The 23,969-nt window shown below is 39.9% G+C and carries 16 protein-coding genes; 8 read left to right on the top strand and 8 right to left on the bottom strand.

The window, feature by feature from the left end; all coding sequences use genetic code 11:
• The first annotated feature begins 54 nt into the window (after positions 1-54).
• The gene (locus ACJZU6_RS06680; RefSeq protein ID WP_080157885.1) at positions 55-1,374 is read left to right on the top strand and encodes a dicarboxylate/amino acid:cation symporter; all 1,320 of its coding nucleotides are present in this window, start codon (positions 55-57) and stop codon (positions 1,372-1,374) included.
• A 403-nt stretch (positions 1,375-1,777) separates the two neighbouring features.
• Here the strand turns inward: ACJZU6_RS06680 and ACJZU6_RS06675 are convergent, their stop codons facing one another.
• Entirely contained in the window at positions 1,778-3,079 is a 1,302-nt protein-coding gene (locus ACJZU6_RS06675; RefSeq protein WP_408900841.1) for a hypothetical protein, read from the bottom strand.
• Positions 3,080-3,805: 726 nt separating this feature from the next.
• On the opposite strand from ACJZU6_RS06675, the gene ACJZU6_RS06670 reads away from it, so the two are divergent.
• Entirely contained in the window at positions 3,806-4,363 is a 558-nt protein-coding gene (locus tag ACJZU6_RS06670) for a sugar O-acetyltransferase (RefSeq protein ID WP_080157888.1), read from the top strand.
• Between the two features lie 170 nt (positions 4,364-4,533).
• Here the strand turns inward: ACJZU6_RS06670 and ACJZU6_RS06665 are convergent, their stop codons facing one another.
• The 6 genes from ACJZU6_RS06665 to lrp form a co-directional block, all read right to left on the bottom strand.
• Positions 4,534-6,324, bottom strand: a complete 1,791-nt coding sequence (locus ACJZU6_RS06665) for a bifunctional metallophosphatase/5'-nucleotidase (protein ID WP_408900840.1) — start codon at positions 6,322-6,324, stop codon at positions 4,534-4,536.
• 474 nt (positions 6,325-6,798) lie between these two features.
• Positions 6,799-8,106: a serine--tRNA ligase gene (gene serS / locus ACJZU6_RS06660; protein ID WP_080157891.1), complete on the bottom strand. Its 1,308-nt coding sequence runs from the start codon at positions 8,104-8,106 to the stop codon at positions 6,799-6,801.
• Positions 8,107-8,232: 126 nt separating this feature from the next.
• Complete coding sequence (locus ACJZU6_RS06655) at positions 8,233-9,579, bottom strand: replication-associated recombination protein A (RefSeq protein ID WP_304589990.1); 1,347 nt, start codon at positions 9,577-9,579, stop codon at positions 8,233-8,235.
• A gap of 67 nt (positions 9,580-9,646) precedes the next feature.
• On the bottom strand, positions 9,647-10,267 hold the full coding sequence (gene lolA / locus ACJZU6_RS06650; protein WP_080157893.1) for an outer membrane lipoprotein chaperone LolA: 621 nt from the start codon (positions 10,265-10,267) through the stop codon (positions 9,647-9,649).
• A gap of 104 nt (positions 10,268-10,371) precedes the next feature.
• Positions 10,372-13,362, bottom strand: coding sequence for a DNA translocase FtsK 4TM domain-containing protein (locus ACJZU6_RS06645; protein ID WP_408900926.1), 2,991 nt, complete (start codon positions 13,360-13,362; stop codon positions 10,372-10,374).
• A gap of 479 nt (positions 13,363-13,841) precedes the next feature.
• Positions 13,842-14,336 carry a leucine-responsive transcriptional regulator Lrp gene (gene lrp, locus ACJZU6_RS06640; protein ID WP_005368765.1) on the bottom strand — a complete coding sequence of 165 codons (495 nt, stop codon included), beginning with the start codon at positions 14,334-14,336 and terminating at the stop codon, positions 13,842-13,844.
• 647 nt (positions 14,337-14,983) lie between these two features.
• Here lrp and trxB point away from each other — a divergent pair.
• From trxB to infA, 6 genes are all read left to right on the top strand, one after another.
• Entirely contained in the window at positions 14,984-15,949 is a 966-nt protein-coding gene (trxB, locus tag ACJZU6_RS06635; protein ID WP_107275773.1) for a thioredoxin-disulfide reductase, read from the top strand.
• Positions 15,950-16,059: 110 nt separating this feature from the next.
• Positions 16,060-17,832: a heme ABC transporter permease/ATP-binding protein CydD gene (gene cydD / locus ACJZU6_RS06630; RefSeq protein ID WP_408900839.1), complete on the top strand. Its 1,773-nt coding sequence runs from the start codon at positions 16,060-16,062 to the stop codon at positions 17,830-17,832.
• On the top strand, positions 17,825-19,549 hold the full coding sequence (cydC, locus tag ACJZU6_RS06625; RefSeq protein ID WP_080157896.1) for a heme ABC transporter ATP-binding protein/permease CydC: 1,725 nt from the start codon (positions 17,825-17,827) through the stop codon (positions 19,547-19,549). The genes cydD and cydC overlap by 8 nt, the downstream gene beginning before the upstream one ends.
• Positions 19,550-19,676: 127 nt before the next feature.
• Positions 19,677-20,381, top strand: coding sequence for a leucyl/phenylalanyl-tRNA--protein transferase (gene aat / locus ACJZU6_RS06620; protein WP_408900838.1), 705 nt, complete (start codon positions 19,677-19,679; stop codon positions 20,379-20,381).
• A gap of 11 nt (positions 20,382-20,392) precedes the next feature.
• Complete coding sequence (locus tag ACJZU6_RS06615) at positions 20,393-21,094, top strand: arginyltransferase (RefSeq protein WP_080157898.1); 702 nt, start codon at positions 20,393-20,395, stop codon at positions 21,092-21,094.
• A gap of 208 nt (positions 21,095-21,302) precedes the next feature.
• Entirely contained in the window at positions 21,303-21,521 is a 219-nt protein-coding gene (gene infA / locus ACJZU6_RS06610) for a translation initiation factor IF-1 (RefSeq protein WP_005368778.1), read from the top strand.
• A gap of 160 nt (positions 21,522-21,681) precedes the next feature.
• On the opposite strand, the gene clpA is transcribed toward infA, so the two are convergent.
• Positions 21,682-23,952, bottom strand: coding sequence for an ATP-dependent Clp protease ATP-binding subunit ClpA (clpA, locus tag ACJZU6_RS06605; RefSeq protein WP_107275775.1), 2,271 nt, complete (start codon positions 23,950-23,952; stop codon positions 21,682-21,684).
• Positions 23,953-23,969 lie beyond the last annotated feature (17 nt).

Below are 23,969 nucleotides of genomic sequence, written 5' to 3'. Positions count from 1 at the left end.
ACGCACTCTGATAATCGATGGACAGAGAGAAATAAACATTAAGGATAACTTCTAATGACGACAGAAAAGAAAAAAATGTCACTGACTGGCCGAGTGATCCTCGGTATGATTTTAGGTATTCTGACAGGATTTATGATCCGTTCCCTTTTTGCTGATGTCGCTTTTATTCATGACTATATCGTAAATGGCCTGTTTGATGTCGGTGGTAAAATCTTTATTGCCAGCTTAAAAATGTTAGTTGTGCCTCTGGTATTTGTATCGCTAGTTTGTGGTACTAGCTCATTAAAAGATTTAGCAACACTGGGTCGTTTAGGCGGAAAAACCTTAGCGTTTTATCTAACCACGACAGCCTTAGCCATTACCCTTGCACTGACCATGGCAAATATCTTCCAGCCAGGTGCCGGTGCTGATTTAAGTGCAGCAACAACATTTGCATCAAAAGAAGCGCCATCACTAGGTAGCGTTATTGTGGGTATGTTCCCAACTAACCCTATTAGCGCAATGGCAAGTGGTAACACGCTTCAAATTATTGTCTTTGCGGTTTTATTTGGTATTGCAATCAGTGCCGCAGGTAAACCGGGCGAGCGTCTGGCAGCAGTCTTTGCTGATTTAAATGAAGTGATCATGAAGCTGGTAGCATTATTGATGAACATTGCCCCATACGGTGTGTTCTTTTTAATGGCGAAATTGTTCACAGGATTAGGTCTTGACGCTATCTATAGCTTAATTAACTACTTCCTTGTTTTAGTAGCTGCACTATTACTGCATGCATTGGTCACTTACAGCGTGATGCTAAAAGCATTTACTGGTTTAAGCCCAATTACCTTCCTCAAGAAAATGGAAGATGCAGTGATGTTTGCGTTCTCAACCGCATCATCAAATGCCACCATTCCTGTAACGATGGAAACGGCGACTAAGCGTTTAGGCGTTAACAATAAAATTGCCTCATTTACTGTACCACTTGGCGCAACCATTAATATGGACGGCACCGCCATCATGCAAGGTGTGGCAACAGTATTTATTGCCCAAGCGTTTAATATCGACCTTACAATGACTGATTACATCATGGTTATTCTAACCGCAACACTAGCCTCAGTAGGTACGGCAGGTGTTCCGGGCGTTGGTCTCATTATGCTGGCGATGGTACTTAACCAAGTCGGTCTACCAGTTGAAGGTATCGCATTGATTATGGGTGTTGACCGTCTGCTTGATATGGTACGCACCGCCGTTAACATCACAGGTGATAGCGTCGTAACCTGTATTGTTGCTAAATCAGAAGGTGAAATGGATGTTGAACGTTTCAACGATCCACTCGCAGCGACAGAAGATGAAGCGGTTCGTTTCCATTCAAACCCTCAAGCACAGAAATCATAACAGCGAGTAAAAACTTGCGAACACAACATAACTCAAGGGCACGTAAAGTGCCCTTTTTTTGGTTTCAATAGGGTTATAGGGACGAGGTATCAGGAACGAGGAACAGCTACTCTCTGATTGATGGTTATGCTTCGAATATAAAAATACCGCCACGATGGACGGTATTTAACAGTATGACTATTTATGCGTACTAGCACGTTGTAACGCTCAGATACTACCAAAGCTGCTAACAGGCAGCCTTTTTAAAATTATTTAATAGATATTTGTTGGCTTATCCTTTCGATAGGTTGCCGCAGATCAATGAGCGAAAATACTGGTTCATTTTAAGTAATTCCTATACGCGAGATAAGACCGATCCTCGTGGTTTAGTAATCTGGTTTTATTCAGTCATTACTTAAATATGTTATAACACTCTCGAAAATGGATTTTGAACAGAAAACCATCGTATACAATGCTCACTAATAATTTTCAATAATTTAGCAAACTCATCATAATGTTCTTCACTTGCCTCAAGGTTAGAAGCTTTATAATTTGATTTCGCATGAGCAATATTATTTCGAGTTGCAGTTATACAACTCGCAACATAGGCTAAAGCATGATCTTCACCTTTCTTTAAATCTGTTTTAAATTTATTTTCCATATATTTTGGAATAACCGGAATGATATCATTAACATATGAACAAGTTTGAACCGTTATCTTTATGGAGTCTGAATCTTTTTGATAGGAATTATCTTTGAATAGATATTGCAGTTCTTTTATAAATGATGCGTCTGGATTCATAGCTCTCTTACTACTTAAAGCCTTACGACCTAGTTCAGTAATTTTAGCTCTAACAACTGTTTGAGAAATAAACTCTATTATTTTTGAAAAATAAAGAATGGCAAATTCAGAATCACCAGTTGATATGGCTTTATTATATAACTTTATAACTTCATCTGTATCTTTACAAATAATAAGACTTGTGGAATTTAAATTTAAATATTCATTGTTAATTACAATATCAACCTCATGAGTATCAGAGTTATTAGGAGATGCTTTAATAATAACATCATATAAACTTCCAGATTCAAAGATTAAACTATTACAGGCAACCCGACAGTCATCAATATTAAGATTTTCACCAGTTATAATAATAAAGTTATCATGACAAACGGGAGATTCACACTTATTATTCAATAGCTTCATGCTAAATAAAAAATTCGCCTTATCTGATATTCGAATATGTTCAGAGGGATTAGGAAGAATGAAATCTGTAACATATAACGTATCTTCATTACTTGCAGCATCTATTGATAGGTACTCAATATCAATTCTTTGTATATATATTTTTTTATGGAAAAACTCCATGTTATTAATTAATTCAGCATCTGAAATTATTGTTTTATATTTTAAAAAATCAGAGTTTTTAACCCATGCCCCCGTATTATCATCATTCATATACCCATAATTAGATTTGAACCCACCTATATAAATATGACAAAAACATGATTCAGAAATTATCACCTTTCCTTCAGCATCTTTTATAATTCCACGATCATCTTTATCTATTATAGAAGCATCTCTTAAAGCATATAAATCTTCAATTTCAAATATTTCATAACCGTCACCAGCGATAATGGTATCATTATCATTATATTCATTTATAAAATCTTCAATCGCATTAATAAATTTATCTTTAAAACTTTCACAATCAAAATAAATCACTATAAACATCACTCCAAAATAAGATAAACAATATATCTTTGCGATTTATATTTATTATCTATTTAATAAAAAATTTACCCCACGAGTATGATATCTATCATTTAACATTAATTCATAAATTAATTCCGATACTACTAGATTTATTTTAAATCTTTCCGCTTTGATCACGCTTATCCATCTTATGTGACTAAAATACCCGTTAAATCGCCCCTAGAAACGATTTTAAGACCACAAATACCGATCACTCAGCTCGTAGTATGACTTTGAGTTAGAAATGGCTGTATTTAACAGTATGCATCTAATCCGTACTATACGATCTCTATTCATATAAAAAGTATCGCTTAGGTCTTATTTTGATAAGTTTTCTTCAAAATAATTAGCCTAAACATGGTGTATTTAATTTGTTACTCATGTTAACAACAATGAAAGCACCTAATTGGCGATACTTAACAGTCATAATCCCTAAAATAGATAAAATTATCCCTACAATACGTGATTAGTAGATTCCCTATCGCCCTCGCGGGCATTCGCTGTAGGGAAGGGTTGGTTTGGCATTTACTATAGAGAGTGACGGGGTTGGGCTTGGTATTCACTGCTGCTTTTTTCGAATAGATAGCAAAAATATGACTCACTGTCTCATCTATAATATCGAGTGATAAATAAATAACATCACCAGTGATAGAATTATCGTTAAATAAACCCATACAAAATAAGTTGAGAGGCAACATGACTGAATTTGAAAAGATGCTTGCAGGCGAAGATTTTGATGCGGGCTCAGATTGTATTGAAAATATTCGTCAAAATGCATTAAATCTATTGCAGGCTATTAACCAAAATATAGATAGCTCTCAGCGTGATGAACTGTTTCAACAGCTAATGGGGAATATTTCGCCATCCAGTATTGTGCGCTCACCGTTTTATTGTGAATTTGGTAAAACAATTTCGATTGGAGAAAACACCTACATCAACATGAATGTCACTATGTTAGATGGTGCTAAAATCACTATTGGTAATAATGTCTTAATTGGTCCAAACACACAATTTTACTGCGCTAGTCATGACTTAAATTATCGCAATCGCCGTAATTGGAAAACCATTTGGAATACAATTACGATTGAAGATGATGTATGGGTTGGTGGCAACGTGGTAATCAATCAAGGTGTGACCATTGGCGCACGCTCTGTTATTGCCGCAAATTCTGTGGTTAATTGCGATGTACCCGCCGATTCTCTTTATGGTGGTACACCTGCAAAATTAATTAGAGTTATTCACGAAAATCAATAGAAAATAAAAGGACGATGCATCAGGAACTAAGTATTAAGGGCGAATAAATAATAATACATACTTTTATCTCGAAACTCGTCACCTTAGAACCTCGAAACTAACAAAGGGCACATGATGTGCCCTTTTATAGCGTACTTAATATAATATAACCAACAACCGCAATGGATAAATTAATGTGTATTACGAGCTAAATCGGCTACTGTTAATGCCGCAGTATTGGTGTAACGACCATTATCAATACTTGGTAATGCAACCTTGCCACTATTAACCAGTTTAGCGATACGTTGTTGATCAGCTTTAGAGGTTGATAAGCCAATAACCGACCAATCATTTTCAGTTTTACCTGTAATATGGCCTTTTTTAACATCACGAATATAACGCATGGTTAATTGACGAACCGTGCCAGCTTCAGTGCCGTAATGGGCTTTTGAATCAAAGAGCACCTTAAATTTATGGCCTTCAAGTACCCCACCTTTTTTCGTTAAATGTCCCATACGGTAGCTATTCATGCCTAAATTAATAGTTTGTGCATCCGTAATCGGTTTACCGTTCATTTTAAGGTTGGTAATACGATGACCTGCCGCTTTGGTTAAATCAATTTGGTAAGTGACGCCACCGAAAATGTCGTGGGTACTGTATTTTGATGAACGACGTTTAGCATCAAAGCTGTAAGTAAGATCAGTAGGCTTAACACTATTGAAATACCCCGCTGACCATTCCATATAGGTTTTTAAATCTTTCCCTGTCATTTCATAAACCGTGTATTCACCACCTGCGTATTCATAGTTAAAGTTAATATCTTTAACTTTAATATCGCCGACAGGTAACGATGGATTCATATTATCAAGGTGAACCGCAATCACATTGGCTTGCGGAGCAAAATAAAAACCAACTTCTTGGAAAAGTGACGTTAATCCAGAGTCATGCAATTGGCTATCAGGAATACCTTTAATGGTATTTTGTGGCACCAGATCTTGACCCTCTAATTGGCCGATAACTTTATTCGCATCTTGCTGAAGCTTATGATGATAAGGCTTAAAGATAGTTTCCATCGTTGGGTCTGATGGTAATTTATTCATATTATAAGTGAAGCTATCTTTATTGATTAGGGTGTATTTACCCTGTGCATCTTTTTTGAAATTCAAATCAATGCGAGATAACGCGCGACCATATTTATACGGTTCAGTAATAATAACCCCATTGATCATCGCCTTATCTACTTTAACGTGCATATGACCAGCAACAATGGCGGCTAACTCTGGGTTGGCACGTGCAATATCACCTACGCCAGTATCGGCAATGTTATTTTCGTTATCAATACCCATATGTGCCACTAAAATGATGGCATCGGTTTTATCTTTAATTTGGGTAATAACTTTTTTAACTTCCAGACTTGGGTTACTAAAGGTCAGATCTTGCAAGCGATCACTACCATTAGCAAAAGCGGCGATCATTGGTGTATCCATACCAATAATGCCAATTTTAACGCCTTTACGTTCAACAATTTTATAAGACGGTAAAAAAGGAGAGGTTGCATTATGGAAAATATTACCGGCTAGTGGCGTACCATTAAAGGTTGCAATGGTATTTTTAAGTACCTTTAAACCGAAATCAAATTCATGATTACCCAATACATAGGCGTCATATTTTAATTGGTTAAAGCCTAACATCATCGGGCTGATAGGATCGTTTTTAAAGGTTTCGATATTATTACCCTGAATCGCATCACCCGCATCGACTAAAATAATCTCAGGATCTTGCTTTCTTAGCTCGCCAACTTTGGTCGCGATTTGGCTTAAACTGCCGGATAAGTTAGGTTTATCGGTGGTGTAATCCCAAGGAATAAATCGCCCATGAAGATCTGATGTGCCTAAAATTGTAATATCGACTTGCTCTGCATAAACAGATTGTGAACTAACTAAAAGGGAAAATAATACTGTTTTATAAATGTTCTTATTCATTACTTGAATGACTCATCCGTTGATTTAAACCACCTATGGCATAAGAGCACAATTATACACAATCAACATATTAATATTCCTGAGATGCATAACAATTATGTGATTTATATTTAGAAATGAGGAAAGACAACAAACCGCAAGGAATAATACAAGGCACGATGTATCAGGGCCGAGGGAAAAGCAATAAACGGCATCGTCTTTAATCTCGATAGTCACCTTCTCGAAATATCGAAACCTATAACAAAGGTCGCTTTAAATAAGCTAAAAACAAACGTTATCCGCACGAACAAAAACATACCAACAATACATTCACAATGAATCCTGTTTAAAATAAAGGCACGAGGCAAAGCACTTCATCTCGATACTCACGACCTAGAAACCTCGTCCCTAAAACCCTCTCTACCTTTCTTTCATAAAAAAACCCAGCCTTATCGACTGGGTTTTTAAGCTACATGCTTAGTGCAGTATCAGTGATTAACCGATGTGCGTTGCGTTACGCATGTACTTACGTAGTACTTCAGGGATCATAATACGGCCATCTGCTTCTTGGTTATTTTCAAGAATAGCAACCATAGTACGACCAACAGCAAGACCAGAACCGTTTAGTGTGTGTAGTAGCTCAGGCTTCTTCTCGCCTTTACGACGGAAACGCGCTTGCATACGACGTGCTTGGAAATCCCACATGTTTGAACATGAAGAAATCTCACGGTAAGTTTCTTGAGCAGGAACCCACACTTCTAAGTCGTAAGTTTTGCAAGAACCAAAGCCCATATCGCCAGTACAAAGTACCACTTTACGGTAAGGTAGTTCTAGAAGTTGTAGCACTTTCTCAGCATGACCTGTTAGTTCTTCAAGTGCTGCCATTGAATCTTCAGGGCGAGTGATCTGAACTAGCTCAACTTTGTCGAACTGGTGCATACGGATAAGACCACGAGTATCACGACCGTAAGAACCGGCTTCTGAACGGAAACATGGCGTGTGTGCAGTCATCTTGATTGGCAAATCTGCTTCATCAGTAATGGTGTCACGCATCATGTTTGTTACAGGCACTTCTGCTGTTGGAATTAATGAAAGCACGCGAGGCTCTTCATCATTCACTTTTTCAGTTAGCGGTTGAGTGTGGAATAGATCTTCACCAAATTTAGGTAATTGACCTGTACCAAATAGGCTGTCAGCGTTCACTAGGTACGGTACGTACATTTCTGTGTAACCGTGCTCTTCAGTGTGAAGATCGAGCATAAACTGTGCAATTGCGCGGTGTAGACGAGCAAATTGACCTTTCATTACGATGAAACGTGCGCCAGTAATTTTTACAGCACTTGCGAAATCTAGACCACCAGCCATTTCACCAAGATCAACATGATCTTTCACTTCGAAGTCATACGCTTTTGGCTGACCCCAACGTGAAACTTCAACGTTTTCTGACTCATCTTTACCTGTTGGTACTGACTCATCAGCGATGTTTGGTAGCATTTGAGTGATAGTATCAAGTTGAGTTTGAAGCTCAGCTAATGCTGTTTTTGCTTCATCAAGCTCAGAACCTAGGTTGCCGACTTCCGCCATAATACGCTCAGCTTCAGCGTGATCACCTTTTGCTTTTGCCTGACCAATCGACTTCGATCGCGAGTTACGCTGTGCTTGAAGCTCTTCTGTTTTTACTTGAAGAGACTTACGTTGCTCTTCTAAGTTGCGTAAAGTTTCTACATCAAGGTTAAAACCACGACGCGCGAGTTTTGCAGCTGTTTCATCCAGCTCAGTTCGAAGTAATTTAGAATCTAGCATGCTAATCCTGTGCTCTTAATAGTCTGAAATGCGCGTTATTTAGGCATTTCTTATTAAAATAGTTGTAGTTGGGAGGCAACCATAACAAATTGTTGCCAATCACTTAACGATACCCAAAAAGCCTTATTATTGGTAGCGCTTTAGCGGGCTTTTTGCATCTAAAGAAGCAAGATAATCCAACTTTTCTGATATTTTTATCTCTAAGCCCCGTTTTGAAGGCTGATAATAAACTCGATCACGAATTTCGCGCGGTAAATACACTTCACCAGGAGCATAAGCACCTGGTTCATCATGAGCATAACGATAACCTTCACCATAGCCCAATTCTTTCATCAGTTTGGTTGGTGCATTACGTAAATGTGGCGGCACTTCAAAATCAGGAAATTCACGCGCATCGGCTTTAGCAAGGTTGAACGCAACATACACCGCATTACTTTTAGCAGCACAGGCTAAATAGACAATGGCTTGGGCTATCGCTCGTTCACCTTCATAAGCGCCAACGCGGGTATAACAATCCCATGCCGACACAGCGACTTGCATCGCACGAGGATCAGCATTACCAATATCTTCTGATGCAATGGCTAATAATCGACGCGCAACATACAGTGGATCACACCCTGCTTGCAGCATTCTCGCAAACCAATACAGCGCACCATCGGCATTAGAACCACGAATAGATTTATGTACAGCAGAAATCATGTCATACCAAAGATCGCCTTTGTTATCAAACCGAGCAACTTTTTCACCCGTGACTTCAGCTAATAACTCTACCGTGATTTGTTTGATGCCCTGCTTATCTTCTTCAGCCATATCTATTAACTGTTCAAGATAATTAAGTGACATTCGTGCATCACCACGTACAAATTCAGCCAATTGCTGTTTTACTTCACCTACAAACTCAAAATTGGTTTCGCTAATACCACGTTCTTTATCTGTTAACGCTTGTTCAATCACTTCAAGAATTTCATCATCTTCAAGGGATTTTAATTTATACACCCGCGCACGGGATAACAGAGCGTTATTAAGCTCAAACGAAGGATTTTCAGTGGTCGCGCCAATAAAGGTCACGGTGCCATCTTCGATATGTGGCAAAAATGCATCTTGCTGGCTTTTATTGAACCGATGTACTTCATCAACAAATAAAATAGTACGTCTGCCTGCCATTTTATTATCACGCGCTTTATCTATTGCTGCGCGAATATCTTTAATGCCTGAGGTAACTGCAGAAACGCGTTCAACTTCAGCATTGGCATAATTGGCAGCCACTTCGGCTAAGGTTGTTTTACCTGTTCCTGGTGGTCCCCACAAAATCATCGAGTGCAATTGACCCGCTTTTAATGCTCGACGCAGTGGTTTTCCTTCACCAAGAATATGTTGTTGACCAATGTATTCCTCTACCGTTCGTGGCCGCATTCTTGCTGCCAAAGGTCTAAAATCCGAGGAAAAATCTAGGCTGAAATTATTCAATATAATGACTCCCCTAAGACAGAAAAAGGTGGCTCATTCGCCACCTTCTCATAATAATTAATTAGAATAACAATTAGTTACGTTGGTCATCTAACTCCACACCTTTTGGCGGTGTAAAGGTAAATAAACTGGCTGCTGGTGTTGTGCGTTTAAAATCGCTCAAGACATACTGACTGCGTTGCCCATCAGTTTCAATGACTGAGAAATTACGTACATCACCTGCTTTTGATACCGTGACCACGAATTTATCCATTGATGATGTTTTATCTTTTGGAGTTAAGGTAAAGGTATCCACTAACTGAGCGACATTATACTTCGACCAATCACTTGCACTATTACGGGTTAATAATACAAACGGCGTTTGCTCTGTCGCATCTTTAAGCCACATTGCTGTTACTTGCTCAACAAACGGGCTGTAATACCATACAGTTTTACCATCAGAAACCAATAAACTTTCATCAGGTGTCACGGTTTTCCAACGAAATAAATTAGGGCGTTTAATCGATAAATCGCCAGTACCATTTACTAAAACTTCACCATCAGGGCTGGTGACTTTTTGAGTAAAGTTAGCGCTAAATGCATTCACTTTATCAAGACGGCTACTTAGTGCTTGTTGCGGTGTTGCAGCCCATGCACTTGACGCAACCAACATTGGTGCGGCAACTAACATGCTCATTACGAGTTTCTTCATCATATTCGCTAACCTCTTTAGTATTAAACCGCTGTGATAATCTCTATCACAGCGGTTTTATTTACACTTTAGTGCTTACAGCATACGTGGCTATTTATCGCTAGATATTAATCGTGATGCTGTACGGGTGGCGGCGCTAATACTTCACGGTTAGCATTATGCCCCGGAGCACTCACGATGCCATGTGCTTGTAATTGATCAACAATACGTGCAGCACGGTTATAACCGATTTTAAATCGACGCTGTACACCTGAAATAGATGCTCGACGCGTTTCTGCTACAAAAGCAGCCACTTCATCAAATAGCTGATCTAAATCATCATCACCCGATGGTGCTTCACCTGGTAGTAAGCTATCGGCACCTTGATCTGAATTTAGAATACTATCTATATATTGGGGCTTACTACGCGCTTTCCAATCATTAACCACATTGTGCACATCTTCATCAGAAGCAAACGCACCATGAACACGAATGGTATGACTTTGGCCTGATGGTAAGTACAGCATATCACCCATACCTAACAATGTTTCGGCACCACCTTGATCAAGAATAGTGCGTGAGTCAGTTTTGGTTGAAACCGTAAATGCCATTCGCGTTGGAATATTGGCTTTAATCAAACCAGTGATAACATCAACTGATGGACGCTGGGTAGCTAATACTAAGTGAATGCCAGCTGCACGTGCTTTTTGTGCTAAACGTGCAATCAATTCTTCAACTTTCTTACCAACAACCATCATCAAGTCAGCAAATTCATCGACGATGACCACAATACTTGGCATTTTCTCCAATAATGGTGGGTATTCATCCATGGTATCACCCGGTTTCCACAATGGATCGTGGATTGGGTGGCCCGCTTCTGCTGCTTCTTTTAGTTTAGCGTTATAACCTGCAAGGCTACGTACACCACAAGCGGCTAATACTTTATAACGGCGTTCCATTTCACCGACACACCAACGTAGTGCATTACCGGCATCTTTCATGTCCGTAACCACTTCCGTTAATAGATGTGGAATACCTTCATAAATCGATAATTCCAACATTTTCGGGTCAATCATAATAAAGCGACAATCTTCTGGCTTACATTTATAAAGTAAACTCAAAATCATCACGTTTACACCCACTGATTTACCAGAACCTGTGGTACCGGCAACCAATAAGTGGGGCATCTTGCTTAAATCAGCCACAACGGCTTCACCCGCAATATCATTACCAAGTACGATAGGTAATGCGCCACCAACATTTTGGAATTGCTCACTGGCAATCACTTCCGACATATAAACCGTTTCACGGCTCTTATTCGGTAGCTCTAAACCAATGTAAGGTTTACCCGGAATCACTTCAACCACACGTACTGATGTGGTTGATAATGCACGCGCTAAGTCTTTTGATAGCCCAGAAATACGACTCACTTTTACGCCAGGGGCAAGGTCAAGTTCGTAACGTGTAATAACAGGGCCGGGATAAATACCTTTAACTTGCACTTTGATTTTATAATCAGCAAGTTTTGATTCAATCAGAGCTGCAATCGCTTGTAATTCTTCATCAGACGCTTTCTCAACCGTTTTACGTGCAGGCTGTAGCAAATCTAATGTTGGCATTGGTGATGTTGGAACCGGAAGATCAGGCTCCCTTTGCATTAAGAATGGATTATCTAATCCTGCAAGGTGTGCTTGTTCTTTTTGTTTATCACGAATACGTTTTAGGAAAATTTCCTCGTCTGTTAATCCTTCTTCTGAAGTATCAACAGCCGCTGTCGGTGCAAAAGACGCCGCAACAGGTTCAGCATAGACTTGTGATGCAGTAGGTTGCTCACTAACAACAGTATTAATCACATGTTGCGTTTGCTCATCAACCGCAACCGTAAAATCTTCATCTTTTTCAAGCTCGCGCTCAAGTGCTGAAACAGATAAACCTTGTATCGGTGCTACTTGCTCTACTGGGGCAACATAGGCTTGAGGTTCAACATATGGTGCTACCTCTTCAACTGGCGCAACATAGGCTTGAGGTTCAACATATGGTGCTGCCTGTTCTACTGGCGCAACATAGGCATGAGGTTCAACATACGGTGCTGCCTCTTCTACTGGCGCAACATAAGCTTGAGGTTCAACATATGGTGCTGCCTGTTCTACTGGCGCAACATAAGCTTGAGGTTCAACATACGGTGCTGCCTCTTCTACTGGCGCAACATAAGCTTGAGGTTCAACATACGGTGCTGCCTGTTCTACTGGCGCAACATAAGCTTGAGGTTCAACTTGTGGTGCTGCGATATCCATTAATGGATCAGCGGCAACAGCAGCGGTTGAATGAATAATCGGTGTTTGCTGTGCTGCGTTATAAACCGGGACTTTACGCTCAAAAGAGTGACCAGCAGACGCTTCTTCATGAGCTGAATTCGCATAAGACGACAATAGTGGATCATCATGCTCGTCATTAACATCATGCAGATGCTTGGCATAAGGCATATCTGCTTCGGCTGCAATTTCAGTGGCAAACGGACGCATCATTTCATGTTTATCTGAACGTAACTTATTCAATATCCATGTTAAGCTTGATAGTGTTTTTTCACCCAATTGATCAACAATGGTTGTCCACGAAACGCCCGTAAAGAGCGTAAAGCCAATCGCCCATGCAAACATGAGGAGTAAGGTTGCACCTAGTACATTGAGTAATGGTAACGATACGTTGGCAACAACATCACCAATAACACCGCCTGATGAGAAATACCAAATATCATCAAAGTTAAGATCGGCTAAACCACAACTGCTTAAGATTAATAAAATCAATCCCAACCAACGAGTGCCGTAAACCATATAATCCAATGACAGCATTTTGGTTCGACGCTGAAAAACAAACCAGCCTAATGACACTAAAATAATCGGAATAACGTAAGCCAGTGATCCAAAAATAAAGAACAGAGTATCTGCGACTAACGCGCCAAATGAGCCTGCTTTATTCTGAACAACACCTTCCCAAGCAGTCTGCGACCAAGATGGGTCTGCCGGATTAAATGTGACTAGCGCTACCATCATATAAATGGCGACTAAAATACTGATGATCAAAAAACCTTCAATAATGCGTTGCCCACCCGATAAACGCATTTTGGGCAGTTTTTTACCTTTAAACTTCCTCAAGAATAACTCCGGTGTTTCTATCAAATTCAAATGTTTTGCCAACAAGCTGATATTTTCAGCGACTAAAGTGGCGCCTTTGCTGCTAATAACAACATTACATCCAATACCCAGCCACGTTGTTGGCAAACTCACAAATATAAAGTAAATGTTTTAATGCCATCATTCTATACTAAAAGACCACATTGTCTGTGTTCGTCGCCCTTTAAAATAAAATTATTTTCAAATAGTAAGCAATAAAAGCTAATTATCTCAAACGGCTAGTCGTTACTTATTTTAGACGGTCTGCCGTCAAATAAATTCATCATTATGTCAATTTGTAGATCCGTTTGGATGATTAATCACCAATTATTATTTTTATAGCGTATAAACAAATACACCCTGAATAACAATCACGTTATTCAGGGTGTATATATATCTCAATCTTCGATTGCTTAAAGCACGAATATCTAGCGTGTTTTAATAACCAAGTTGTTGCTTTGCTTAACTTCTTCCATAACAACATAGGTACGAGTATCGTTAACACCAGGAAGACGTAGCAAAGTTTCACCAAGCAATTTACGGTAAGCCGACATATCTGATACACGTGTTTTCAACAAATAGTCAAAATCACCAGAAACTAAATGACATTCCTGAATATCTTCTAGCTCTTGTACCGACTTATTAAACTGCTCAAAAACATCTGGCGCACCACGGTTGAGAGTGATCTCAACAAACACAAGTAGTGATGCATCAAGAAACTGTGGGTTTAATAGTGCAGTATAACCGCTGATATAGCCTTGGCGCTCTAATCGACGCACACGCTCTAAACAAGGTGTCGGTGATAAGCCAACACGCTTAGAAAGCTCGACGTTTGAAATTCGACCGTCTTTTTGAAGTTCATTCAAAATATTACGGTCTATGCGATCCAATTCCTTGGATGGTTTCTTTTTGGTATCTACCATTTTTTATTCCACCTTCTCACTTCCTTGCAAAAAAATATACTACATCTTATCTATTTTTAGAATCAAATACTCTAATAGTCAAACAATCCGTGATAAATATCAGACGATCATGCTATTTAGTTACGATATTGTTGGATTTTATTTCTACCTATGACTATAACCATCCTCAAATACTGAAGGATTTTACTAGCAGCTGCTCATCAAAAACAAATATTTAACTATGTTGTACCAAAACAAAACGGATTATCAAAGTAAATTAATCATATCAACACAAATACATTAACATAATTTAACAACTGTGGGTTTTAATCATCTATCTGTCTATTACAGCAATAGTTATACAATCATTATTCAAAAAATTAAAATAACGAATATCATGTATTTTTTTTAATGAAATTTGTGCTAGATCAAAAAAAACACGATCTGACTTTTCACATTTAACTCTTCAAAAAAGCCTATTACTACGGTATTTTTGTCGTCAATCTAGCTTCTTTTTTTTATTAAAGTTGAGACGCTATTAAACGTTTGTCGCCCGAATTCAATAGGGCAAGCAAATAATTGATTGTCTTACATCCTCTTCCTTTACGACTGCAATTTACCTACAATCAGTCTTCCATAATAATAATATTATTCAGCCTGGAGAAAAAATGAGTAACGTAAAACATTGTGAACTACTCATCCTTGGTTCTGGACCAGCGGGTTATACTGCTGCTGTCTATGCTGCACGTGCAAACCTCTCACCAGTAATGATCACAGGTATGCAGCAAGGTGGTCAACTTACGACTACTACTGAAATTGAAAACTGGCCTGGCGATGCTGATGAGCTAACAGGCCCTGCATTAATGGATCGCATGAAAGCCCATGCAGAAAAATTTGAAACTGAAATTATCACTGACTTTATTAGTGAAACTGATTTCAGCCAGCGCCCTTTCCGCTTAAAAGGCGAAAACAGTGAATACACCTGTGATGCGCTTATTATCTCAACCGGTGCTTCTGCAAAATACATTGGTTTAGACTCAGAAGAAGCATTTAAAGGCCGTGGCGTATCTGCTTGTGCGACTTGTGATGGTTTCTTTTACCGTAACCAAAAAGTTGCCGTTATCGGTGGTGGTAACACCGCTGTTGAAGAAGCGTTATATCTGTCAAATATTGCCGCAGAAGTACACCTTGTTCACCGTCGCGATAGCTTCCGTTCTGAGAAAATTCTAATCAATCGTCTGATGGAAAAAGTCGCCAACGGCAATATCATTTTGCACACTGATCGTACGCTTGATGAAGTCTTAGGGGATGACATGGGTGTAACAGGTTTACGTCTTAAAGATACCCAATCAGATGCAACTGAAGAACTTGATGTAATGGGTGTGTTTATTGCTATTGGCCACCAGCCAAATACCGCTATTTTCAATGGTCAATTAGATATGGAAAATGGCTATATTAAAGTTCAATCAGGTATTCACGGTAATGCTACTCAAACCAGTGTTGAAGGTATTTTTGCTGCGGGTGACGTAATGGATCATAGCTACCGCCAAGCTATCACGTCTGCTGGAACAGGCTGTATGGCCGCATTGGATGCTGAGCGTTATTTAGACGCTCTCGCAGATCAAAATAAGTAACATCAAGCCTCTGTTTATACAGCAGCTTTTTTCCTTACAGCAGCATAAATTTCAATTTGTGTTGTTGTAAGAGCGACTTACCATAAATACCGTAATGAAACCTTATTTATATGGATAAACAATTACAACGCGATTTGACCAAATGGTTAAAATCCCAAAGTAAACTCGCCAAACGTTGGATGATGTTCAGTATTGGCTTAGGGTTTATTTCGGGATTATTGCTTGTCGGGCAAGCAGCTTTATTAGCCAATATTTTGCATCAATTGATCATGGAGCATACCGATAAATACCAACTTATTAATCAGTTTGTTGGTCTTATTGTTATCGTTGGTTTACGTGCATTATGTAGCTGGGGACGAGAGGTTTGTGGTTACCGTTGCGGTGAACAAATTCGACTCCATATTCGCCAATTAATTCTCAACCGCTTACAAAATCTCGGTCCTGCTTATATCAAGGGTAAACCGGCTGGCGTATGGGCAAGTTTAGTGCTTGAGCAAGTCGAAGAAATGCAAGATTTCTTTGCGCGCTACTTACCACAAATGTCACTGGCGGTATTAATTCCGGTGGTGATTTTAGTCGTGGTATTCCCGCTTAACTGGGCTGCAGGCTTAATCTTCCTTATTACTGCACCGTTAGTTCCATTTTTTATGGCATTAGTCGGTTTAGGTGCAGCAGATGCTAACCGTCGTAACTTTAAAGCGTTACAACGTTTATCTGGTCACTTCTATGACCGTTTACAAGGTTTATCAACCCTACGATTATTTAATCGCGTTGATGCTGAAGCTGAAAATTTAGATGCCGCTTCACACGTCCTACGTAAACGCACCATGGAAGTGCTGCGATTAGCCTTTTTATCATCAGCTGTATTAGAATTCTTCTCAGCAATTTCTGTTGCTATTGTTGCAGTGTATTTTGGTTTTGCTTTCATCGGCGAACTGAACTTTGGTAACTATGGTGTACCTCTTTCGCTATTTACAGGTTTATTTGTATTAGTGCTCGCACCTGAGTTTTATCAACCACTGCGAGATCTTGGTACCTTCTACCATGCTAAAGCGCAAGCCATCGGTGCTGCTGAATCAATTGTTGAATTTTTAAACATTGAAGCAGATGAAATGAGTAACGGTGACACACCATTACCCACCCCAGATGCTATTCATATAACAGTAACCGATCTTGAAGTGCTAAGCCCTGAAGGTAAAATACTGGCAGGTCCTCTAAGCTTTACCATTAATACCAAAGAACATGTGGCATTAATTGGTCCAAGTGGCGCGGGTAAAACCAGTTTACTCAATGCCCTACTCGGCTTTTTACCTTACCGTGGCAGTATCAAAATAAACGATGTTGAACTGAATCAACTTAGGCATGATCAATGGCGTCAAGCGATCAGTTGGGTCGGTCAGAATCCATTATTAGTCCATGGTTCTGTACGCGATAACATTACGCTCGGTAATCCAAGTGCCACGAATAACGATATCGAACAAGTCACTCGCCAAGCCTATGCTGATGAATTTATTCAACGTCTTGAAAAAGGCTATGAACACCATGTAGGTGATCGCTCAGGTGGTTTGTCTGTCGGCCAAGCACAACGTATTGCCGTAGCGCGTGCAATGTTACAAAACGGCGCTTTTTGGCTACTTGATGAACCCACGGCAAGCCTTGATGCTAACAGTGAGCGCTTAGTGCTAGAAAGTTTAGCTATGGCAGTTACTGATCGCACCACACTGATGGTGAGTCACCGTCTAGATCAACTGCATGCTATGGACCGCATTCTGGTTATGGATAACGGTAAATTAGTTCAAAACGGGGCTTTTGATACCATTTGTCATCAAGGTTTATTAGCTGACATGCTCACATCTACAGATAAGAGGGATCTCGATGCGTGATTTAATCCCTTACCTTAAACTCTACCGTAAACACTGGTTTGGTTTAACCTTAGGCATGATTTTAGGATTATTGACACTATTATCAGCCATTAGCCTATTAACGTTATCCGGTTGGTTCATTGCCGCTTCTGCCGTGGCAGGTCTAACCTTAATTAGTAGTCAAACGTTTAATTACATGGTACCTGGTGCTGGTGTACGTGGCTTTTCTATGGCACGTACAGCAGGACGGTGGGCAGAACGGGTTGTTAGCCATAACGCGACCTTTAAACTACTCGCTGATTTACGATTATTCTTTTTTCGAAAACTGACACCATTGATTCCAGGTCGTCATGCAAATTTACGTGATGCCGACTTACTTAATCGCTTAGTGGCAGATGTTGATGCAATGGATCACGTCTATCTGCGTTTAGTTAGCCCACTGATTATCGGTGTGCTAGGCATTGTTATTGTGACTGGCTTTTTAGCTTGGTTTGATCCCACTATTGGTTTTACTCTTGGTGGCATCTTATTAGCATTAATGATCATTTTACCGATTGTTTTTTATCGTTTAGGTAAGCGCAATGGTGAAACATTAACTCACGCTAAAGCAAACTATCGCATTACGTTATTAGATTGGATTCAAGGTCACGCTGAATTATTGCTGTTTAATGCAGAAGAACGTTACCGTCAACAAGCAGAAGCAGAACAAGATAAATTGCTTGATGCTCAGCGAAAAATGGCAGGGTTAACTGGCATTGCTAATGGCTTATTAATGGCAGCTACAGGCTGGACGTTAGTGATTATCCTGTGGATTGCAGCCAACGGTATTGCAGGTCATGCACCCGATCCTTTTGTCGCAATGGTGGCTTTTACTACTATGGCAAGTTTTGAAATGATGATGCCAGTGGCGGGCGCATTTCAGTATTTAGGCCAAACATTATCATCGGCAAAGCGTCTTAATGAAATTATTGAAGCAACGCCTGATACTGTGTTTGATCCTCAAGGTTATAACGCAGTAGCCCATGGTGATATTTGTTTTAATGACATCAGCTACACCTATTACGGCAGTGATAAACCCGTTGTTAAACACTTATCACTGAATATTAAGCAAGGTGAAAAATTAGCCTTACTTGGCCGTACAGGTTGTGGTAAATCAACTTTATTACAATTACTCACCCGCAGCTGGGATCCACAACAAGGATCGATTGCCATTGATGGTGTACCACTGCCAACATGGAGTGAACCTGCATTACGTAATGCCATTACGGTTGTTAGCCAACGCGTCGATATCTTTAATGGCTCACTACGTGAAAACCTTGTCTTAGCTAAACCAAATGCGACTGAGCAACAATTTGTGGATGTACTCAATAAAGTCGGTTTAAGCAGTCTGCTTGATGACAATGGTTTAGATACATGGCTTGGTGACGGTGGTCGTCATATTTCCGGTGGTGAACGTCGTCGAATCGGTATTGCACGCGCATTACTTCATGATGCTCCAATTCTGTTATTAGATGAACCGACCGAAGGGCTTGATCGTCGAACTGAGCAGCAAATATTAAGTTTATTGCTTGAATTTGCCAAAGACAAAACAGTGTTATTTATTACTCACCGTTTAGTTGGGCTCGATAGCATGGATCAAATTTGCTTAATGGATGAAGGTGAGATCATTGAACGCGGTCAGCATCAACAATTGCTGGCTCAAAATGGTCGTTATGCTGAATTATGTCACCGAATTTAATCAAGCATTAACCCTCTAAAACGCAGTTAACGCCAATAATCCCCGCTGATTATTGGCGTTTTTTTTATCCGTCGTTAAATGTTATATTGCCATTAGTAGCCTTTGACTTGCATGTTGTTGATAATAAATGACGATTTATATACCTGAAATTGATCCTTCATCATTACTATTTCCAGATCCAACAACAGCCCTTGCTGATCCTAATGGGCTACTGGCTTTTGGTGGTGATCTTAGCCCACAACGTTTACGTCAAGCTTACCGTCACGGCATTTTTCCGTGGTATTCACAAGGCGAACCTATTTTATGGTGGAGCCCAACCCCACGTGGGATCTTTATTCCACAACAATTTACACCCAGTAAAAGCGTACGCAAATTTATGCGAAAAGCCCCTTATACCATCACCTTAAATCATGCCTGCCATGCGGTGATCCGCCACTGTGCAGAGTCTCGTGGTCCTGAACACACATGGATCACTGAAGCAATGATCGTGGCTTATCAGAAATTACATGATGAGGGTGACTGTCACTCGGTAGAAGTATGGCAAGATCAGCAATTAGTCGGTGGCTTTTACGGGGTTTCCGTGGGAAGTGTTTTTTGTGGAGAATCGATGTTTTCCCTTGCTGATAATGCCTCAAAAATTGCGTTATGGTATTTCTGTCACCATTTTTCAAGCCACGGTGGTACTCTCATTGATTGCCAAATGATGAATCCCCATCTAGCCTCTTTAGGTGCCTGTGAATTAAACCGCCCTGCTTTTCTAACGCAATTACATCAACAACGAGATAGTGCATTACCTACGGCCTGTTATCACCCTCAAACTTTAGTGTTATAAATGAATTAATGATGAAAGAATTATCCTTACAACTAGGTTTAACACCTGAAAGTGATTGTAATTACCTACCACAACAACGTGATCAGCTTGGTATTGTAATGGATCAACCGTGGTTAAACCCTAATGGTTATGATCTATTAATTAGTTCTGGTTATCGTCGCAGCGGTAGTGTTATTTATAAGCCAATGTGTAAAAACTGTAATGCTTGTACTCCGTTGCGGATTAATTGCACTGAATTTACACCATCAAAAAGCCAGAAGCGGCAGCAAAACCAACTCAAAAAACTACAATGGGAATTTAAGCAACAACTCGATCCTAATTGGTTTGAGCTTTATGAGCGTTATATTAATGTTCGTCATGCCAGTGGCTCAATGTTTCCTGCCAATAAACAGCAATTTTTTGATTTTGTTAGCGCTTCGTGGATGAACACGGCATTTTTACATCTCTATCAAGATAATCAATTAATTGCTATCGCAGTTACGGATGTTTTTCCTGATTCACTCAGTGCGGTTTACAGTTTTTTTGAACCTGAACATAAACTCTCACTTGGAACATTATGTGTCCTATTACAAGTTGAAGTCTGCAACCAAACACAACGCCAATGGCTCTATCCCGGTTATCAAATCGACCAATGCCGTGAGATGAACTATAAAATTCGCTTCATGCCGCATCAGAAATTAATCAATGGTGAATGGATTTCTTCGTTATTATAAAAAAAACAAAGCGGTTAAAATAACCGCAACAACCGTTGTTTTACATCTGCTTTTGTTAATTAGCTGAGAAAAAATGGATTAATCGCGAACAAAAGCTGACAAAAACAGCTAGCGAGGGTAAAATTACGTCCTAAACTTTACACTCAAACAGTTTCAAGGCATTATCCAGCCCGATCAAGATGAATGGCTGGTAGCCTAAGAGGATTCAATGGCAAAAGAAGACGTAATTGAAATGGCTGGTACTGTACTAGATACACTACCAAATACTATGTTCCGTGTTGAGCTGGAAAACGGTCACGTTGTTACTGCTCACATCTCTGGTAAGATGCGTAAAAACTACATCCGTATCCTTACTGGTGACAAAGTAACAGTGGAACTGACTCCTTACGATCTAACTAAAGGTCGCATCGTCTTCCGCGCACGTTAATCTTTCTCTAAAAGATTAGTGCTGCAAATAAAACCCAGCCTATTTGCTGGGTTTTATTTTAGCGAATGATGGTAACAAGAGTCATAATATAAAAACGCCGCAGATAGTTGTTACTATCTACGGCGTTTTTGTTTATGCAACATACCCTAACAAGATTCTGTTAGTGGGCAGCTTCCATTTCACTACTGAATTGGAAATCAAGTTCACCATTAATGTAGTCAACACGAACAGAACCGCCATTAACCAATGAACCGAACAACAATTCATTCGCAAGTGGCTTTTTAAGGTTCTCTTGAATCACACGCGCCATTGGGCGAGCACCCATCGCCTTGTCATAGCCTTTATCTGACATCCACTCACGTGCACGTTCAGAGACTTCCATTGATACGCCACGCGCATCTAGCTGTGCTTGTAATTCCACAATAAACTTATCAACCACTTGGCCAATAATGTCTTTTTCAAGATGATTAAACCAAATAATATTATCAAGACGGTTACGGAATTCTGGTGTAAATACGCGTTTGATCTCAGCCATCGCATCATGGCTATGATCCTGCTGAATAAGACCAATCGATTTACGTACTGTTTCCGTCACACCGGCGTTAGTTGTCATCACAAAAATAACATTACGGAAATCCGCTTTACGACCGTTATTGTCGGTAAGCGTACCGTTATCCATTATTTGTAACAGTAAATTGAACACATCAGGATGCGCTTTTTCAATTTCATCTAGTAAAACAACGGAGTGAGGATTTTTAATGACGGCATCTGTTAATAATCCACCTTGGTCATAACCCACATAACCAGGAGGTGCACCAATTAAGCGGCTTACTGTATGACGTTCCATGTACTCAGACATATCAAAACGTAGCAGCTCAATGCCCATTGTACGTGCTAACTGGACTGTTACTTCCGTTTTACCGACACCAGTAGGACCGGCAAATAAGAATGAACCAACAGGCTTATTATCAGCACTGAGTCCTGCACGGCTAAGTTTGATAGCTTCCGTTAATACATCAATCGCACTATCTTGACCAAAGACCAACATTTTTAATCGGCGATCAAGGCTTTGAAGTACATCACGATCACTGCTTGAAATTGATTTTTCAGGAATACGAGCCATACGAGCGATCATCGACTCAATATCACCGACATTCACCGTTTTTTTACGACGGCTTGCCGGGGCTAAACGACAACGCGCACCCGCTTCATCAATCACATCAATCGCTTTATCAGGTAAGTGACGTTCGTTAATGTATTTGGCTGATAACTCAACCGCAGCACGAATCGCTTTATTGGTAAAACGAACTTCATGGTGCGCTTCATATTTAGATTTCAACCCCATCAAGATTTTAGTGGTGTCATCCAATGAAGGTTCAACCACATCAATTTTTTGGAAACGACGCGATAAGGCACGCTCTTTCTCAAAAATATTGCTGTATTCTTGATAGGTTGTTGACCCCATGCAGCGAAGCTTACCACTACTCAATAATGGTTTTAGTAAGTTAGCAGCATCAACTTGGCCGCCAGAGGCAGCACCTGCGCCAATGATGGTATGGATTTCATCAATAAATAAAATCGCATGTTCTTCTTTTTCAAGCTGCTTCAAAATACCTTTGAAACGTTTTTCAAAGTCACCACGGTATTTTGTGCCCGCTAAAAGAGAACCAATATCGAGCGAGTAAATAATACAGTCTTGAATAATTTCGGGCACTTGACCTTCAACAATACGCCATGCCAGACCTTCAGCAATTGCGGTTTTACCCACACCTGCTTCACCCACTAATAACGGGTTGTTTTTTCGACGGCGGCACAGCACTTGAATCGTACGCTCAAGTTCTTTATCTCGACCAATTAGAGGATCAATACCACCCGATTTGGCAAGTTGATTGAGGTTGGTAGCAAAATTCTCAAGTTTGTCTTCTGAGCTTGCTTGTTCGGTACGTTGTTCTTCGTTATTGCCAATCTCTGACGGATTCACATCATCATTATCACTGCCTTTCACAGTGCCATGAGAAATAAAGTTCACCACATCAAGACGACTAATATCACTTTTCTTAAGCAAATATGCTGCGTGTGATTCTTGCTCACTAAAAATAGCAACCAATACATTCGCACCAGTAACTTCACTGCGACCAGAGGATTGGACATGGAACACGGCACGTTGTAACACCCGTTGAAAACTCAATGTTGGTTGGGTTTCTCGGCTCTCATCATCCATTGGAATTAAGGGTGTTGTTTGTTCAATGAAAGAATCTAACTCTTTACGCAACAGGTCAAGATCAGCACGACATGCTAATAACGCCTCTTGTGTGGCTACATTGTCTAACAGTGCCATCAATAAATGTTCTACCGTCATAAATTCATGACGCTTTTCCCTTGCTCGTGCAAATGCACCGTTCAGGCTTGCTTCAAGTTCTTTATTTAGCATAAGGCACCTCCCCTAAA

Origin of the sequence: Photobacterium piscicola (assembly GCF_046058925.1) — a bacterium.
In the GTDB taxonomy this organism is placed as follows: domain Bacteria; phylum Pseudomonadota; class Gammaproteobacteria; order Enterobacterales; family Vibrionaceae; genus Photobacterium; species Photobacterium piscicola.
This window is presented reverse-complemented; position numbering and strand designations above follow the sequence as displayed.

Bases quoted from the DNA above. Each gene is read 5' to 3' on its own strand.
- ACJZU6_RS06665 (WP_408900840.1), bottom strand. From the start codon at position 6,324: ATGAATAAGAACATTTATAAAACAGTATTATTTTCCCTTTTAGTTAGT.
- ACJZU6_RS06670 (WP_080157888.1), top strand. From the start codon at position 3,806: ATGACTGAATTTGAAAAGATGCTTGCAGGCGAAGATTTTGATGCGGGC.
- infA (WP_005368778.1), top strand. From the start codon at position 21,303: ATGGCAAAAGAAGACGTAATTGAAATGGCTGGTACTGTACTAGATACA.
- ACJZU6_RS06680 (WP_080157885.1), top strand. From the start codon at position 55: ATGACGACAGAAAAGAAAAAAATGTCACTGACTGGCCGAGTGATCCTC.
- serS (WP_080157891.1), bottom strand. From the start codon at position 8,106: ATGCTAGATTCTAAATTACTTCGAACTGAGCTGGATGAAACAGCTGCA.
- ACJZU6_RS06615 (WP_080157898.1), top strand. From the start codon at position 20,393: ATGAAAGAATTATCCTTACAACTAGGTTTAACACCTGAAAGTGATTGT.
- cydD (WP_408900839.1), top strand. From the start codon at position 16,060: ATGGATAAACAATTACAACGCGATTTGACCAAATGGTTAAAATCCCAA.
- lolA (WP_080157893.1), bottom strand. From the start codon at position 10,267: ATGATGAAGAAACTCGTAATGAGCATGTTAGTTGCCGCACCAATGTTG.
- clpA (WP_107275775.1), bottom strand. From the start codon at position 23,952: ATGCTAAATAAAGAACTTGAAGCAAGCCTGAACGGTGCATTTGCACGA.
- trxB (WP_107275773.1), top strand. From the start codon at position 14,984: ATGAGTAACGTAAAACATTGTGAACTACTCATCCTTGGTTCTGGACCA.
- cydC (WP_080157896.1), top strand. From the start codon at position 17,825: ATGCGTGATTTAATCCCTTACCTTAAACTCTACCGTAAACACTGGTTT.
- aat (WP_408900838.1), top strand. From the start codon at position 19,677: ATGACGATTTATATACCTGAAATTGATCCTTCATCATTACTATTTCCA.
- ACJZU6_RS06645 (WP_408900926.1), bottom strand. From the start codon at position 13,362: ATGCGTTTATCGGGTGGGCAACGCATTATTGAAGGTTTTTTGATCATC.
- lrp (WP_005368765.1), bottom strand. From the start codon at position 14,336: ATGGTAGATACCAAAAAGAAACCATCCAAGGAATTGGATCGCATAGAC.